Source organism: Rhodobium orientis (assembly GCF_003258835.1).
Taxonomy (GTDB): Bacteria; Pseudomonadota; Alphaproteobacteria; order Rhizobiales; family Rhodobiaceae; genus Rhodobium; species Rhodobium orientis.
On record NZ_NPEV01000037.1, the window covers coordinates 1 to 15,858 of the forward strand.

Annotated in this window: 14 protein-coding genes; 6 read left to right on the plus strand and 8 right to left on the minus strand. The window is 65.9% G+C overall.

Going from position 1 to position 15,858, the window contains the following annotated elements; genetic code table 11:
- Nucleotides 1-238: 238 nt before the first annotated feature.
- From CH339_RS15795 to CH339_RS15815, 5 genes are all read right to left on the minus strand, one after another.
- Nucleotides 239-796 carry a beta-class carbonic anhydrase gene (locus CH339_RS15795; RefSeq protein ID WP_111435336.1) on the minus strand — a complete coding sequence of 186 codons (558 nt, stop codon included), beginning with the start codon at nt 794-796 and terminating at the stop codon, nt 239-241.
- A 66-nt stretch (nt 797-862) separates the two neighbouring features.
- Nucleotides 863-1,255 carry a nitrile hydratase accessory protein gene (locus CH339_RS15800; protein ID WP_111435337.1) on the minus strand — a complete coding sequence of 131 codons (393 nt, stop codon included), beginning with the start codon at nt 1,253-1,255 and terminating at the stop codon, nt 863-865.
- Nucleotides 1,242-1,901, minus strand: coding sequence for a nitrile hydratase subunit beta (gene nthB / locus CH339_RS15805; RefSeq protein ID WP_111435338.1), 660 nt, complete (start codon nt 1,899-1,901; stop codon nt 1,242-1,244). Before nthB ends, CH339_RS15800 begins: the two co-directional genes overlap by 14 nt.
- Nucleotides 1,898-2,521, minus strand: a complete 624-nt coding sequence (gene nthA / locus CH339_RS15810) for a nitrile hydratase subunit alpha (RefSeq protein ID WP_111435339.1) — start codon at nt 2,519-2,521, stop codon at nt 1,898-1,900. The genes nthB and nthA overlap by 4 nt, the downstream gene beginning before the upstream one ends.
- A 90-nt stretch (nt 2,522-2,611) precedes the next feature.
- A complete protein-coding gene (locus tag CH339_RS15815) occupies nt 2,612-3,400 on the minus strand; it encodes a gamma-glutamyl-gamma-aminobutyrate hydrolase family protein (protein ID WP_111435340.1) in 789 nt (262 codons plus the stop codon).
- A 344-nt stretch (nt 3,401-3,744) separates the two neighbouring features.
- Between CH339_RS15815 and CH339_RS15820 the strand changes: the two genes are divergently transcribed.
- From CH339_RS15820 to CH339_RS15830, 3 genes are all read left to right on the plus strand, one after another.
- Entirely contained in the window at nt 3,745-4,836 is a 1,092-nt protein-coding gene (locus CH339_RS15820) for a TRAP transporter substrate-binding protein (RefSeq protein ID WP_111435341.1), read from the plus strand.
- Nucleotides 4,837-4,969: 133 nt separating this feature from the next.
- Complete coding sequence (locus tag CH339_RS15825) at nt 4,970-5,503, plus strand: TRAP transporter small permease subunit (protein WP_111435342.1); 534 nt, start codon at nt 4,970-4,972, stop codon at nt 5,501-5,503.
- Nucleotides 5,504-5,546: 43 nt separating this feature from the next.
- On the plus strand, nt 5,547-7,103 hold the full coding sequence (locus tag CH339_RS15830; protein WP_244668999.1) for a TRAP transporter large permease: 1,557 nt from the start codon (nt 5,547-5,549) through the stop codon (nt 7,101-7,103).
- A 27-nt stretch (nt 7,104-7,130) separates the two neighbouring features.
- Here the strand turns inward: CH339_RS15830 and CH339_RS15835 are convergent, their stop codons facing one another.
- From CH339_RS15835 to CH339_RS15845, 3 genes are all read right to left on the minus strand, one after another.
- The gene (locus CH339_RS15835) at nt 7,131-7,967 is read right to left on the minus strand and encodes a transglutaminase-like domain-containing protein (RefSeq protein WP_111435344.1); all 837 of its coding nucleotides are present in this window, start codon (nt 7,965-7,967) and stop codon (nt 7,131-7,133) included.
- A 70-nt stretch (nt 7,968-8,037) separates the two neighbouring features.
- On the minus strand, nt 8,038-8,307 hold the full coding sequence (locus CH339_RS15840) for a hypothetical protein (RefSeq protein ID WP_111435345.1): 270 nt from the start codon (nt 8,305-8,307) through the stop codon (nt 8,038-8,040).
- A gap of 596 nt (nt 8,308-8,903) precedes the next feature.
- Complete coding sequence (locus tag CH339_RS15845) at nt 8,904-9,161, minus strand: DUF2164 domain-containing protein (protein WP_111435346.1); 258 nt, start codon at nt 9,159-9,161, stop codon at nt 8,904-8,906.
- A gap of 135 nt (nt 9,162-9,296) precedes the next feature.
- On the opposite strand from CH339_RS15845, the gene CH339_RS15850 reads away from it, so the two are divergent.
- From CH339_RS15850 to CH339_RS15860, 3 genes are all read left to right on the plus strand, one after another.
- Nucleotides 9,297-12,773 carry an indolepyruvate ferredoxin oxidoreductase family protein gene (locus CH339_RS15850; RefSeq protein ID WP_111435347.1) on the plus strand — a complete coding sequence of 1,159 codons (3,477 nt, stop codon included), beginning with the start codon at nt 9,297-9,299 and terminating at the stop codon, nt 12,771-12,773.
- 268 nt (nt 12,774-13,041) lie between these two features.
- Entirely contained in the window at nt 13,042-15,027 is a 1,986-nt protein-coding gene (locus CH339_RS15855) for an AMP-binding protein (protein WP_111435348.1), read from the plus strand.
- Complete coding sequence (locus CH339_RS15860; protein WP_111435349.1) at nt 15,027-15,848, plus strand: ABC transporter ATP-binding protein; 822 nt, start codon at nt 15,027-15,029, stop codon at nt 15,846-15,848. The genes CH339_RS15855 and CH339_RS15860 overlap by 1 nt, the downstream gene beginning before the upstream one ends.
- Nucleotides 15,849-15,858: the final 10 nt, after the last annotated feature.

A 15,858-nucleotide genomic window follows, 5' to 3' on the forward strand; every position in this document is an offset into this window, starting at 1 on the left:
ACGCCGCGAAACGTCTGAAACCAAGTAGAATCAATGCCATGCACCCTGTCTACAAAATTAGACCGGACAGTAGTGGGTCAAGCCCGGCAATGACGCGGAGTGGGATGCGATCGGAGTGCGGACGTCGCTGATGCCACCATTGTGCAAGCGCGGCGAATTGGTATCCCGGGCGAAATCACAAAGAAAAACCGGCGCCCTGCGACGCCGGCTCTCTTTTCAATAGCCGATCGGCAATCGGTCAGCCGGTGACCTCGACCAGCTTGCCGGTCTTGCAGTCGTAGATGTAGCCGTGGACGGGGATGTCCTTCGGCACCAGCGGGTGGCCCTTGATGCGGGCGACGTCGCCGCGCACGCTCTTGGCCTGGTCGGAAATCGTCAGCCAGTTGATGTAGCGGCCTTCCTCGGAGCCCGGGCCGGCGCCGGTGTCGTGCCAGCCGCTGTCGTCGACCGTGGCCGTGTCGAGGCTCTTCGACAGAAGCTCGCCCATGACCTCGTTGGTGAAGGTCTCCATGCCGCAATCGGTGTGGTGGATGACGAACCACTCATTGGTGCCGAGCAGCTTGTGCGAGATCACCAGCGAGCGGATGGCGTCGTCGCTGGCGCGCCCGCCGGCATTGCGGATGACATGGGCGTCGCCCTCGGCGAGGCCGGCATATTTCGCCGGATCGAGGCGGGCGTCCATGCAGGTGAGGATGGCAAAGCCGCGGCCCGGCGGCATCGGCAAATTGGCCTTGTCGCCGAAGTCGGCGGCGTAGGCCTCGTTGGCGGCAAGCACTTCGTCCTTGATCTTGCTCATGACATATCTCCCCTTATGTAATTGTTTGGAATCGTTGGCCAATTTTCCATTGGCAGGGACGTCCTGTCAACCGGCGTCGCGGATACGGGCAAGGTCGTCGGGGCTCAGCCCGATCGGTTTGCCGTGGGGCGTCGCCTTTGCCGCGCGGTCCCAGGCGTCGCGCGCATCCACCAGAATGGCGGGATCGGCGAGGCCCTTTTCGGCGATCAGGCGTTCCAGGGCGGCGAGCCAGTGGTGGTAGTAGCGGCTGCCGTCGTCGGGCGTGCCGGCCTCGGCCGCGCGCTTCAGTTCGCCGGAAAAGGTGTCGACCCATTCGGCCCAGGAAAAGACGCCTCTCTCGCTGAGGGCCAGGGTCATGGCGAAGGCGGACGCCTGCCAGGGCTCGGCGAAGACCGGGCCGTCGTCGTCGCGGGGCAGGGCGGGGAGCGCGTCGAGCGCTGACGCCTCACGCGGCCTCAAGGTGCGGCTCCCAGAGGTCGCAATGGACGGCGCCGGGGCTCTGCGCGTCCGGACCCCAGAGTTCGCCCGTCTCGAAGCGGACGTTGTAGAGCCAGGCCGGGTTTTCGCCGGCGTGGATCGCGTTCTTGTCGGCAAAGACGTGGACGCCGTGGACCCGGTGGATGGTGCCGATGCGGCCCCTGGCATAGCGCGGCAGGCGGGTATGGGTCGGCGGGTTGGCGCGGCTGGTGACGACCCGGTCGCCGACCTTGAAGCGGGCCGGCGCTGTTGCCTCGCGCTCGGTCGGCCCGCCCCGGCCGAGGGTCGCGGCGACGTCCGCCGCCTTCAACGCCTTCACGCTCGGCTTCGGCGGCTCCAGGGCGTGGCCGGCGGCAAGCTCTTCGTCGGTGACGAGGCCGCGGGACTTCAGGAGGTTCACCACGCCGGCGAACCAGATCTCGTAGTAGCTCGACGTCAGGTATTCGGCAGGCGGCAGGCTTTCGCGGGTGAACCGGCTTTCGTCGATCGACCAGCCGCCGGGGGTGGCGGAGGCGAGTGTGACGGCAAAGGCACGCCGTTCCCATTCGGCGTGGAACATCGGCTCGTCCGCCTCGGGTTCTACGGCGCCGAAGCCGTGGACGCCGCCCATGTCGTGCACGGTGGTCATGCCGGCACCTCTTCCGGCGAGAGGGGCAGGCCGGTGCCGATCATGGCGTCGCGGGTGACGAGCGCGGCAAGGTCCTCCTCGCTCCAGCCCTCCGTGCCTTCCGGGCGCATCGGCAGCACCAGGTAGCGCATCTCGGAGGTGGAGTCCCAGACGTTGATCTCGGTCCCTTCGGGCAGTTCCACGCCGAACTCGGCAAGGACGCCGCGCGGATCGTTGACGGCGCGCGAGCGATAGGGCGCGGACTTGTACCAGACGGGCGGCAGGCCGAGCACCGGCCACGGGTAGCAGGAGCACAGCGTGCAGACGACCATGTTGTGGACGCCGGGCGTGTTCTCAACGACGACGAGGTGCTCGCCCTGGCGGCCGGCATAGCCGAGTTCGCGGATCGCCTCGGTGCCGTTTTCCATCAGCCGGGCGCGATAGGCCGGATCGGACCAGGCGCGGGCGACGACGCGGGCGCCGTTCTTCGGGCCGACGCGGTTCTCGTAGATGTCGATCAGCTCATCGAGGGCGGCCGGGTCGACATAGCCCTTTTCCGTCAGCACCGTTTCCAGCGCCCTGACCCTCAGCGTCATGGCGTCGAGATGCGAGTGATCGTCGTCCGGGTGATGGGCGGACATCTGGTTCCCCCTGCCAAGTCGTTTTGCGACAGAGTAGCAGAGGTGTTGCCGGAGGCCAGAGGCTTTGCGAGAGGCGCCGCGATCCGCCGCCTATTCCGCGGCCTGGCTGCCTGCAATGCCGCCCTGGGTCAGGCGCTGGCGCTCGCGCACCGCATCGCCGAAGGCCTTGAAGAGGCGCTTGGAGGGCTCGTCGCTCGTCACCCAGTATTCCGGGTGCCACTGGACGCCGATGGCAAAGCCCTTGGCATCGCGCACGCGAACCGCCTCGATGGTCCCGTCGGGCGCCGTGCCCTCCAGAACCAGCATGTCGGCGAGCCGGTCGACGGCCTGGCGGTGCAGGGAATTCACCCGGATGGTCGGTGATCCGACGATGCCGGCGATGACGCCGTCCTCCTTCAGGGCGACGTCATGGGCGAGCGCGAAGCGGACGTCGTGGTCGTCGGACTGCGGGGCGCGGTGGTCGAGCCGGCCGGGCTGGCGCTGGATCTCGGTCGCCAGCGTGCCGCCGAAGGCGACGTTCAGTTCCTGGAAGCCGCGGCAGATGACGAACAGCGGCACCGCGCGCTCCACCGCCTGGGCGATCAGCGGCAGGGTCGTCATGTCGCGCTCGCGGTCGAAGGGGGCGAAGTCGTCGTTCTCCTCGACCGCGTAATTGGAGGGATGGACGTTGCTGCGCGAGCCGGTGACGAGCACGCCGTCGACCCGGTCGAGTACGGCATCGACGTCAATGTCCTCGCCGAGGGAGGGCAGGATCAGGGGGATCGCGCCGGCGCCGACGGCAACCGCGTTGATGTAGGTGGAGACCGTCGCGTGCCAGCGATAGGTGTCCAGTTCCTTGACGTCTGCCGTGACCAGCACGAGCGGAGGCCTGTCTTGCATCGCTCTTCAATCCAGAATCTTTTTGGCCAGAATCTTTTTGGCCAGAATCCCTGAGGTGGCCGGCGGGGGTGCCGGCCCGGTCGGATCATCCTTCGCACATTTCCCGGCGACTGGCGAGAGGCCTGCCGGATCGCTGCGGGGCCAAGTATTTGCGTCGAAATGCCTCCGGTCCAAGTGGTTAGATATCTTGGCCAATCAAGCGCTATTGCCCTTGTACCATCCGTGAAGTTACGGTTTAACTCTCGGCCATGCTGCCGCAGGTGGTTTACGGGCCGGCGGGGGCTTTAAGGAAGCGGGACAACCTGCTCGCCGTCTCCGAAATTCGTTTCCCAGGGAGGATACCAATGGATCGTCGTTCATTTCTGAAGAAGGCGGGACTCGCCACGGCCGGTGGTGCCGCGGCTTCCACGCTCGCCGCCCCTGCCATCGCGCAGGGCAATATGGAACTGAAAATGGTCACGACGTGGCCGAAGAACTTCCCCGGCCTCGGCACCGGCGCCCAGCGCGTCGCCGATCGCATCACCGCGATGACCGACGGCCGCATCACCGTCAAGCTCTATGCAGCCAACGAGCTGGTCCCGGCGTTCGAATCCTTCGATGCCGTCTCCACCGGCACGGCCGACCTCTACCATGGCGCCGAATATTACTGGCAGGGCAAGCACAAGGCGTTCAACTTCTTCGCCGCGGTGCCGCTCGGCCTGACCGCCGCCGAACTCGATGCCTGGATCAACCACATGGGCGGCCAGGAGTTGTGGGACGAGCTGTCCGCCGGCTTCAACGTCAAGTCGTTCATCGCCGGCAATACCGGCGTCCAGATGGGCGGCTGGTTCAACAAGGAAATCAATTCGCTGGAAGACCTGAAGGGTCTGAAGATGCGGATTCCGGGCCTTGGCGGCGAAGTGCTGCGCCGGCTCGGCGCGACGGCCGTGTCGCTGCCCGGCGGCGAGATCTTCCCGTCGCTGCAGTCCGGCGCCATCGACGCGACCGAGTGGGTCGGTCCCTGGAACGACCTGGCCTTCGGCTTCTACAAGATCACCAAATACTACTACTGGCCGGGCTTCCACGAGCCGGGCTCGGGCCTCAGCATGGGCATCAACAAGGGCGTCTGGGACAAGCTCAGCGACAGCGACAAGGCGATCTTCGCGGGTGCCGCGCATGCCGAGACCAACATGATGTACTCCGAGTTCAACGCCAATAACGGCAACGCGCTCGACACGCTGGTCAACAAGCACGGCGTGACGCTGCGCGAATTCCCCGAGGACGTCTGGGCAGCCGTCGCCAAGGTCTGCGACGAGGTCGTCGACGAGTCCGCCGACGACGACATGGGCAAGCGCGTGCTGGAGAGCTTCCACAAGGCCCGCAACAATGTCGGCCGCTGGAACGACATCGGCGAGAAGGCCTATCTCAACGCCCGTTCCAAGGCGCTGTTCGGCTAGGGCTCGTTTTCATCGCACACATGCCGGCGCGGATGCCTGTCGCCTCCGCGCCGGCCTTTTTCGATCCGCCGCCGCCGGCCGGGCGCGGGTCGCATCCCGGTCTTTCAGAACCGGCCGGTGAGGGAGGCGGGGCATGCGCGGCCTTGCGCAGGCAATCGACGCGGTCAACAGCGCCATCGGCAAATTCGTTGCCTGGTTCGCGCTGTTCATCGTGCTTCTGCAGTTCGCCATCGTCGTCGGGCGCTACGTCTTCGGGGTCGGCTCGATCTGGGCCCAGGAACTGATCGTCTATATGCACGCCTTCAACTTCATGCTGGCCGCCGCCTACACGCTGCGCAACGACGGCCATGTCCGGGTCGATATCTTCTACCGGGAGGCGGCGCCGGCGAAAAAGGCACTCGTCAACCTTCTCGGTGCGGCCTTCCTCTTGATCCCGGTCTGCATCCTCATCGTCTGGGTGTCGCGGGACTATGTCGCCGGCTCCTGGGCGGTGTTCGAGGGCTCCAAGGAGACCTCCGGCATCCAGGGCGTCTTTCTCCTGAAGACCGCGATCATGGTCTTTGCCGTGCAGATGGGCCTGCAGGGCGTTTCCATGATCCTGCATTCGCTGCTGGCGCTTTCCGGCGACACCGATGAACTGGTGGCGCTCAGCCACCACCACGACTGAGGGGCCGATTTTGGAAGCTTTTTCCCAGGCCCTCGACATCCTGATGTTCGCCGTCGTCTGCGTGCTGCTGATGGCCGGTTTCCCGGTCGCCTTCACGCTCGCCGGCACCGCCCTCATCTTCGCGCTCCTCGGCTATGCCTTCAACGCGTTCGACCCGTCGTTCCTGTCGGCGTTCCCGCAGCGCATCTTCGGCACCATGATCAACGAGGTGCTGATCGCGGTGCCGCTGTTCGTCTTCATGGGCGTGATGCTGGAGCGCTCCAAGGTCGCCGAGGAGCTGCTTGAGACCATGGGCCGGCTGTTCGGGCGGCTGCGCGGCGGCCTCGGCCTTTCCGTCTCGATCGTCGGGGCGCTGCTTGCCGCCTCGACCGGCATCGTCGGCGCCACCGTCGTCACCATGGGGCTGCTGTCGCTGCCGACCATGCTGAAGCGCGGCTACAGCCCGCGGCTTGCCTGCGGCTCCATCGCCGCGGCCGGCACGCTCGGCCAGATCATCCCGCCCTCGATCGTGCTCGTCATTCTCGGCGACCAGCTTTCCAACGCCTACCAGAAGGCCCAGCTCGACATGGGCATCTTCTCGCCGGACACGGTGTCGGTGGGCGATCTCTTTGCCGGCGCGCTGATCCCGGGTCTGGTGCTGGTCGGCATGTACATGCTCTACCAGATCTTCATGGCGATCACCCAGCCGAAGTCGTCTCCGGCCATGCCGATGGAAGAGGCCGGCGACGTCACGGTGATGCAGATCCTGCACGCGCTGGTGCCGCCGATCGTCCTCATCATCGCCGTCCTCGGCTCGATCCTTGCCGGCATCGCGACGCCGACCGAGGCGGCCGCCGTCGGCGCCGTCGGCGCCATCCTGCTCGCCGGCTACCGGCTCGACGAGGAGCGGCCGCTGGCGATCTACGTCGCCGTCTTGTCGCTGATCTGCATCCTCGTGCTGACGAGCTACATGGACCTTCGGGTCGCGCGCAACGATATCCCTGAGGCCGACCAGATCGGCATCTGGGCCGCCGTCCTGTTCTGCGCCGGCATCACCTGGGGGCTGATCGTCTCGCTGTGGCGGGTCTGGGACCAGGACGTGCTGGTGCCGGTGGTGCGCTCCACGACCCAGGTCAGCGCCATGGTGTTCATCATCCTGATCGGCGCGGCCCTCTTCAGCCTCGTCTTCCGGGGCCTTGGCGGCGACGACATGGTGCACGAATTCCTGACCGGCATTCCGGGCGGTGCGGTCGGCGCGATGATCGCCGTCATGGCGCTGATGTTCGTGCTCGGCTTCTTCCTCGATTTCCTGGAGATCGTCTTCGTCGTCGTGCCGCTGGTGGCGCCGATCCTGTTGCAGATGGAAATGCCGAACGGCGAGCCGATGAACCCGGTGTGGCTCGGCATCATGATGGCCGTCAACCTGCAGACGTCGTTCCTGACGCCGCCCTTCGGCTTTGCGCTGTTCTATCTGAGGGGGGTGGCGCCGAAGGAAGTGCGGACGTCCGACATCTATATCGGCATCATCCCGTTCGTGATGATCCAGGTGCTGGCACTTGCGGTCCTGTGGTACTGGCCGTCGCTGGCGACCTGGCTGCCGACGATCGTCTACGGGCCGTAGACGCTGTGCCATGGTCCGGCAGGCTTGTCAGCCGCTGCCGGCCGGCGTCGTCGATGCGAGGCTCGTGACGTCGTAGGTCCAGACCCTGAACGCCTTCAGGGTATGGGCCCCGAAGGAGTTGATGAGCGGGACGTCGGCGGCGTCGCGGCCGCGGGCGACGACGATGCGGCCGATGCGCGGCATGTTGTTGCGCGGATCGAACGTCATCCAGCGTCCGCCGATATAGACTTCGATCCAGGCGCTGAAATCCATCGGGTCGAGGATCGGCACGCCGATGTCGCCGAGATAGCCGTTCACGTAGCGGGCCGGGATGTTCATGCAGCGGCAGAGCGCGATCGCCAGGTGGGCATAGTCGCGGCAGACGCCGACGCGCTCATGAAAGGCTTCATGGGCGGTGCGTGTCGCGCGCGCGCTCAGGTAGTCGAAGGCGATGTGGCCGTTGACGAAATTGCAGATCGCCTGAACCCGGCCCCAGCCCGGCGCGACGGTTCCGAACATGTCCCAGGCCGTCTGGCTGAGCCGGTCGGTTTCGCAATAGCGGCTGCCGAGCAGGTAGACCAGGCTGTCGTCGGGCAGCTCGGCGACCGGCGCCTCGGCAGCGTTCCAGTCGACCGGGTCGGGCTGGCCATCGTCCGCCACCGTGCCGTCGCCCCACAGGGAAAGATCGCCGGCCGGCGCCACGAAGCGGCGGCAGGTGTTGCCGTAGAGGTCGCGATAGGTCCTGATCCCGACCGGCGGCGTGGTGACGATCTGTTCCGGGGCGTGCACGTCCTGGCGCCGTTCGTCATGTACGGCGAGCAGGCTGATCATCGGCGTCGGCTGGGTGCAGGTCAGGGTGATGTCGTAGCCGTATCGGATCAGCATGCACGGACCCCTTTCAACGGGTTCGGTGTCTTGCCAGGTGGGCGGCGAAGCGCTCCTGTCCGATAGTCCGTCAGGCTTTCACCGTCTTTGCGCGAGACGCGCGCTTGGCGGGGGCCTTGCGCTTTTTCTTCGGCTCAAGCGCCGCGGCCTGTGCCGCGTCGGCTTCCTCGGCGGCCTGTCTTTCAAGACGAAGCTGCCTCAGGCGTTCCGTTTTCGCGTTCCGCGCGGTCGTTTCGGCCGTGATGATTTCCCGCACGGCGACGGTTATCGCATCGGCCTTGTTGGCGCGGGAGGGTGTCTTGTTCGGCTTGGCAAAGTGTTTGTCTTCCTGGTGCAGCATTTTCGGGTTCCGTGGTTGTTGAATTCCGGGGCGGTTGGCAGTGGACGGGCCGGGCTCCGGGCACGTCCGCTGCTGGAGGGAATGGCGCTCGAAAATCCGGCCGCTTTCGAAGGGAAAGCGCGGTAATCGCGACATGTCCTGGCGGACACGCCGATCCCAGCGGTCTGCTGGTGTCTTTGCTGATCAACGCATGCCGTCGCGAGGGCGAAGCCGGTGTCGTTGCCGAAGCGCTCGGCATGGGGACCCGACGACATCATCGGCGGCGCTGCGAGACCGGGCATCGCGCCGCCCTTGACAACGGATGCATCCTACATCCGTCACGGTTTGCGTTCCAGATTTCTTTCGCGAAATGGTAGCGGTGCCGCATTTCCAACCCGGCCCCGGCATGTTTTTGCCAAGAAAAGTCAGGCCAACACGGCGTTAAACACCTTCGTATTATATAGGGATATCGGGCGAAAAAGCGACCGGCACCTTGTCGGACACCGCGCAAAAAGGCTCGCGGCGCAGGGGATTCCTTGCCTGGCGACCTATTTTTTTATCGGCCAGCGGCGACAATGCGGGCGACATCCCAGCCACGGATCGGCCGGGATCGCGCGTCAGCCGGGGCCGATGCCGCCCGGCTTTTCCAGGTCGAGAATCGCCTCGGAAATCGAATCGAGGCGCTTTGAAAGGATCGCCTGGGCGTCGTAGAGCGCGCGGTTGTAGAACATCGGCCCGATTTCCTTCAGGAAGAAATCGAGCAGGAAGCCGGCATCGAAGCGGCCGATCTCCTGACCGAGTTCCGCCTCGAACCAGGCGACGATCGCATCGGTTGCGGCATCCCGTTCCGCAGGCGAGAGCGCGGTGTCGGCCATCACATTCAAACTCCCTTGATCCTTTGAATTGACGGGGGGCCTTGCCGTTGCCAAGGTCCGGTTCTGCCCAACATAACCAAGAAATGCGGTCGTCGGGTGCAACCACTCGAAAGCGACCAGTACGGGAGTAGCCCCATGGCCCAGCGGCAAGTGGCCCTCAGCGACAAATACGATCTCGACCAGTCGCGGATCTTCACGACCGGCACGCAGGCGCTGGTCCGGCTCTGCCTGATGCAGCAGGAGAGGGACCGCCGCGACGGCTATGCCACGGCCGGCTATATCAGCGGCTATCGCGGCTCCCCGCTCGGCGCCGTCGACCAGCAGTTCTGGCGCGCGCGCTCGCTGCTTGCCGGGCGCGACATCCACTTCGAGGCCGGGCTCAACGAGGATCTCGCCGCCACCGCCGTGTGGGGCGCCCAGCAGGCGGAGATGCGCGGCGAGGGGCGCTTCGACGGCGTCTTCGGCATCTGGTACGGCAAGGGGCCGGGCGTCGACCGCTCCGGCGACGTCTTCCGCCACGCCAACCTCGCCGGCACCTCGCCCCATGGCGGCGTCCTCGTGCTGATGGGCGACGACCATGTGGCGGAATCCTCCACCACCGTCCACCAGTCCGAATTCGCCCTGGTCGACGCGATGATGCCGATCCTCAGCCCGGCCGGCGTCCAGGAGGTGCTCGACTACGGCCTCTATGGCTGGGCCCTGTCGCGCTTTTCCGGCCTCTGGGTCGGCCTCAAATGCATGAAGGATACGATCGAGTCGACCGGCACGGTGGACGGCTCCATCGACCGGGTGCGGATCGTGGCGCCGAACGATTTCGAGCTGCCGGCCGGCGGGCTCAACATCCGGCCCGGCGACGACCGCATCGTCCAGGAGCCGCGACTGCACGAGTTCAAGCTGCCGGCAGCGCTCGCCTTCATCCGCTCCAACCGGCTGGACAGGACCATCTATTCCGGCGGACGCACGGCGCGGCTCGGCATCGCCACCTCCGGCAAGAGCTATCTCGACGTGCTGGAAGCTCTCGATTCCCTCGGCATCGACGAGGTCATCGCCGCCGATCTCGGCATAAGGCTCTACAAGGTCGCCTGCACCTGGCCCCTGGAGCCGGAGGGCGCGCGCCAGTTCGCCGACGACCTGGAAACCATCCTCGTCGTTGAGGAAAAGCGCGGCCTGATCGAGCCGCAACTCAAGGACATCCTCTACAACACGGCCAACAAGCCGGCGATTTACGGCAAGAAGGACGAAGACGACTGCTGGCTGTTTCCGGCCAAGGGCGCGCTCGATCCGAACCGGATCGCGATCGCCATCGGCAGGCGCGTTCTCGCCTATGCCGCCCGCGAGGACCTTGCGGCCCGCGTGGCAGCGCTGGAGGCGGCCGAGGAGCGGCTTGCGGCCACCGTCGATATCGCGGAGCGCATCCCCTATTTCTGCCCGGGGTGCCCGCACAACCGCTCCACCGTCGTCCCGGACGGCTCGCGCGCCTATGCCGGCATCGGCTGCCACTACATGGCGCAGTGGATGGACCGCTCGACGGAGGGCTACACCCAGATGGGCGGCGAGGGCGCCAACTGGGTCGGCGAGGCGCCGTTCTCCACGCGCGGGCACGTCTTCCAGAACATGGGCGACGGCACCTACAACCATTCCGGCATGATGGCGATCCGGGCGGCAAAGGCGGCCGGCGTCACCATCACCTACAAGCTGCTCTACAACGATGCCGTCGCCATGACCGGCGGCCAGGCCCATGACGGCGACCTTACCGTCGACGAGATCGCCCGGCAGGTGGCGGCGATCGGCGTCACCAAGCTCGCCGTCGTCTCCGACGAGCCGGACAAGTACCCGGCCGGTATGGCCTGGCCGGCCGGCACCACGGTGCATCACCGCGACGACCTGATCGCAGTGGAAAAGCAATTCGCGGCCACAAAAGGCCTTTCGGTCGTCATCTACGACCAGACCTGTGCGGCCGAAAAGCGCCGCCGGCGCAAGCGCGGCACGTTTCCCGATCCGGATCGGCGCGTCTTCATCAACGAGCGGGTTTGCGAGGGCTGCGGCGATTGTGGGGTCAAGTCCAACTGCGTCGCGATCCAGGCGGTAGAGACCGAATTCGGGCGCAAGCGGCAGATCGACCAGTCGGCCTGCAACAAGGATTTTTCCTGCCTCAACGGTTTCTGCCCGAGCTTCGTCACCGTCCATGGCGGCAAGCTGAGGAAGGACGCGGGCACGGCGGGCGATGACCGCGAGGTCTTTGCCGACCTGCCGATGCCCGTCCTCCGGCCGCTGGAGCGCAACTACGCGATCATGGTCACCGGCATCGGCGGCACCGGCGTCGTCACCATAGGCGCCATCCTCGGCATGGCCGCGCACCTTGCCGGCAAGGGCTGCGGGATCATCGACATGGCCGGCCTTGCGCAAAAGGGCGGGGCGGTGACCAGCCACATCCGCCTTGCGCCGCGGCCGGAGGACATCGCCGCGATCCGCGTGCCGGCGGGCGATGCCGACCTGGTGCTTGCCTGTGATATCGTCGTTGCCGGTTCGTCCAAGGTGCTTTCCGGCATGGCTCGGCAAAAGACCGTTGCCGTCGTCAACACCCAGGAGACGCTGCCCGGCGACTTCACCCGCGATACCGACTTCACCCTGCCGATGCGGCGGCTGGAAGCGGAGATCGCGGAACGTTGCGCCGAGGGCAACAGCCATTTCGTCGACGCCCAGAGGCTGGCCACAAGGCTGTTCGGCGATGCCATCGCCACCAACATGTTCATGCTCGGCTACGCCTTCCAGACCGGCGCCGTGCCGCTTGCCGAGACGGTGCTGATGGACGCGATCGCGCTCAACGGCGTTGCCGTCGACATGAACCAGTCGGCGTTCCGCTGGGGCCGGCTTGCCGCCCACGATCCGGAAAAGGTTGCGGCGCGGGCCCGCCCGGCCGGCGGCGCGGACTACCGGCGGATGTCGGAAAGCGTCGAGGAGGCTATTGCCCGGCGCGTCGCGACCCTGGCCGACTACCAGGATGCCGCCTATGCGGCGCGTTTCGAGGCGGCGCTGGCGCCGATCCGCAAGGCCGCAGCGGCGGCGGTTCCCGGCTCCGACGCGCTTCTCGATACCGTCGCCCGCAACCTCTTCAAGCTGATGGCGATCAAGGACGAATTCGAGGTGGCGCGGCTCTTCACCGACGGCGTCTTCGAGCGGGAGCTCGCCCGGCATTTTTCAAGCTGGGACAAGCTGGAATTCCACATGGCGCCGCCGGTGATCGCGACCAGCGACCCGGACACGGGCCATCTGAAGAAGGCTCGGTTCGGGGCCTGGCTGATGGGGGCGATGCGGTTTCTCGCGCCGCTCCGCCGGCTTCGCGGTGGCCTCCTCGATCCCTTTTCGCGCAGCGCGGAACGGCGCATGGAACGGCGGCTCCTTGCCGACTACGAGGCGGTTCTCGGCGAGATCGCCGAAGGACTGACGGCCGACACTCATGCCGCGGCCGTCGCCCTTGCCGGCTATCCGGACCTCGTGCGCGGCTACGGCCACGTCAAGGAGGCATCGGTGAAACGCGCTGAAGCGGCGCGGCAAACGCTGCTTTCCGATTTCCGCAGCGGCGGCACTGCGGTCCGCCAGGCCGCGGAGTAATCGCGGCGCTCCCTGAACCGCCCGCTTGCTGCGACGCAGCATTTACTTCTGCGCTGCAAATAAAGCGATATTCGGTATGTCGACAATACGGAGTATTGGTGTAAAAAAACGCTGACAGCGCCAGGCGATGGCGCTTTTCCGGCCGATAGCGGTGGCGGATTCTCTCCTTTATTTAGCCCTTGATTTGCGACCGGCGGTCGGATTTAGTTGAGGGCAAATAAAAAGCCTGCGGCTCAAAAATGCAGGCGTCAGAGGGATAGGAGACGCCATGGCCGATGCGGTTGCCGCCGCTTCGCCAGCAGAGGATACGTTTCCGAAGCTGTTGCTGCGTAACGCTCGGATCCGGGGAGACCGGCCCGCCATTCGCGAAAAGGACCTCGGCATCTGGCAGACCTGGACCTGGTCCGAGGTCGCCGATGAGGTGCGGGCGTTCGGGCTGGGCTTTCAGGAGCTGGGCTTCAAGCGCGGCAGCCGGGTCGCGATCGTCGGCTCCAACCGGCCATGCCTCTACTGGGCGATCATGGCGACGCAGGCGCTCGGCGGCGTGCCGGTGCCGGTCTATGCCGATGCGGTGGCCGAGGAACTGGCCCAGGTGCTGGCTGATGCGGACGTCACCTTCGCGGTTGTCGAAGACCAGGAGCAGGTCGACAAGATCCTTTCCGTCCGCGACCGGGCGGCGACCATCGAGCGGGTGATCTACGACGACCCGCGGGGCCTGCGCGACTACGACCATGCGCGGCTGCACCCCTTCACCCACGTCCAGGAGATCGGCCGGCGGCGGCTGGAAAGCGACCCCGGTGCGGCCGAGGCCTGGCTTGCCGAGATCGACGCCGGCAAGGGCTCCGACATCTCCATCATGCTCTACACCTCCGGCACGACCGGCCGCTCCAAGGGCGTGATGCTCTCCGGCGAACGCTGCATCGCCGCGGCCAGCGACACGGTTGCCTTCGACAAGCTCACCGACCGGGACGAGGCGCTCGCCTATCTGCCGCTCGCCTGGGTCGGCGATCACTATCTCAACTATGCGCAGGGCATGGTCGCGGGCTTCTGCATCGCCTGTCCGGAATCGATGGAGACGGTGCTGCAGGATCTGCGCGAGATCGGCCCGACCTTCTATTTCGCGCCACCGCGGGTGTTTGAGAACAATCTGACGACGGTGATGATCCGCATGGAGGATGCCGGCCGCCTGAAGCAGCGGATGTTCCACTACTTTCTCGGCGTCGCAAAAAAATATGGCGAGCGGATCCTCAACGGCGAGCGCGTGCCGCTTACCGGGCGGCTGCTCTACGGGCTCGGCGAGTTGCTGGTTTACGGACCGCTGAAGAACGTCCTCGGCTTTTCGCGCATCCGTGTTGCCTACACCGCCGGCGAGGCGATCGGCCCGGACCTCTTTTCCTTCTACCGCTCACTCGGCATGAACCTGAAGCAGCTCTACGGCCAGACCGAGGCGTTCCTCTACGTCACCGCCCATGCCGACGGCCATGTGCGCGCCGACACGGTCGGCCCGCCGGCGCCGAATGTGGAGATCCAGATCGCCTCGAGCGGCGAGGTGATCTTCCGCAGTCCCGGCCAGTTCGTCGCCTATTACAAGAACGAGGAGGCGACCCGCGAGGCGCAGACGGAAGACGGCTGGGTGCACACGGGCGACGCCGGCTTCTTCGCCAAGGACGGCCAGCTCAAGATCATCGACCGGGCCAAGGACGTCGGCAAGCTCACCGACGGCAGCCTGTTCGCGCCGAAATACATCGAGAACAAGCTGAAGTTCTTCCCCAACATCAAGGAAGCGGTGGCCTTCGGCGACGGCCGCGACTACGCCACCGTCTTCATCAACATCGACCTCAACTCCGTCGGCAACTGGGCGGAACGCAACAACGTCTCCTATGGCAGCTACCAGGAGCTCGCCGCGCACCCGGACGTCTACGGCATGGTCGAGGAGCACGTCGCGTCGGTGAACCGGGACCTTGTAGCCGAGGAGGCGATGGCCGGCTCGCAGATCCGCCGGTTCCTGATCCTGCACAAGGAGCTCGATGCCGACGACGGCGAACTGACCCGGACCCAGAAGGTGCGGCGGAGCTTCATCGCCGAGCGCTACGCGCCGCTGATCGAGGCGCTCTATGACGGCTCGGACGAGAAATATGTCGAGACGGAAGTGACTTTCGAGGACGGCCGCACCGGCAAGATCCGCGCGACGGTGGAAATTCGCGACATGGCCGAGGTGCCCTCTGCTCCCGGCGCGCGGGAGGCGGCGGAGTGATGGCCTTCGTCGACCCGGGTCAGATCCGCGACGCCGATGCCGGCCAGAAGGGCGACGTGCTGCTTCGCGTCGAAGACGTCTCACTGTCCTTCGGCGGCGTCAAGGCGATCACGGCGATTTCGTTCGACATCAAACAGGGCGAGATCCGCGCCATCATCGGGCCGAACGGCGCCGGCAAGACGTCGATGCTCAACGTCATCAACGGCTTCTACCACCCCCAGGAGGGCGAGATCTGGTTCCGCGGCAAGAAGCGCAAGGCCCTGAAGCCGCACCAGATCGCCAATGAGGGCATCGCCCGCACCTTCCAGAACATCGCCCTCTTCAAGGGCATGTCGACGCTCGACAACATCATGACCGGGCGCCTGACGAAGATGAAAAAGAACATGTTCTGGCAGGCGATCTGGCGTGGCCCGGCGGAGCGCGAGGAGATCGAACACCGGGAGGTGGTGGAGCGGATCATCGACTTTCTCGAAATCCAGCACATCCGCAAGACCTCGGTCGGCCGGCTGCCCTATGGCCTGCAGAAGCGGGTGGAGCTCGGCCGGGCGCTCGCCGCCGAGCCGGCGCTGCTCCTGCTCGACGAGCCGATGGCCGGCATGAACGTTGAAGAAAAGGAGGACATGAGCCGCTTCATCATCGACGTGAACCAGCAGTTCGGCACGACCATCGCCCTCATCGAGCACGACATGGGCGTGGTCATGGACCTTTCCGACCGTGTCGTCGTCCTCGATTACGGCAAGAAGATCGGCGACGGGCCGCCGGACGAGGTGCGGCGCAACCAGGATGTGATCGACGCCTATCTCGGCGTGGCGCACGATTAGGGCGGTTCAG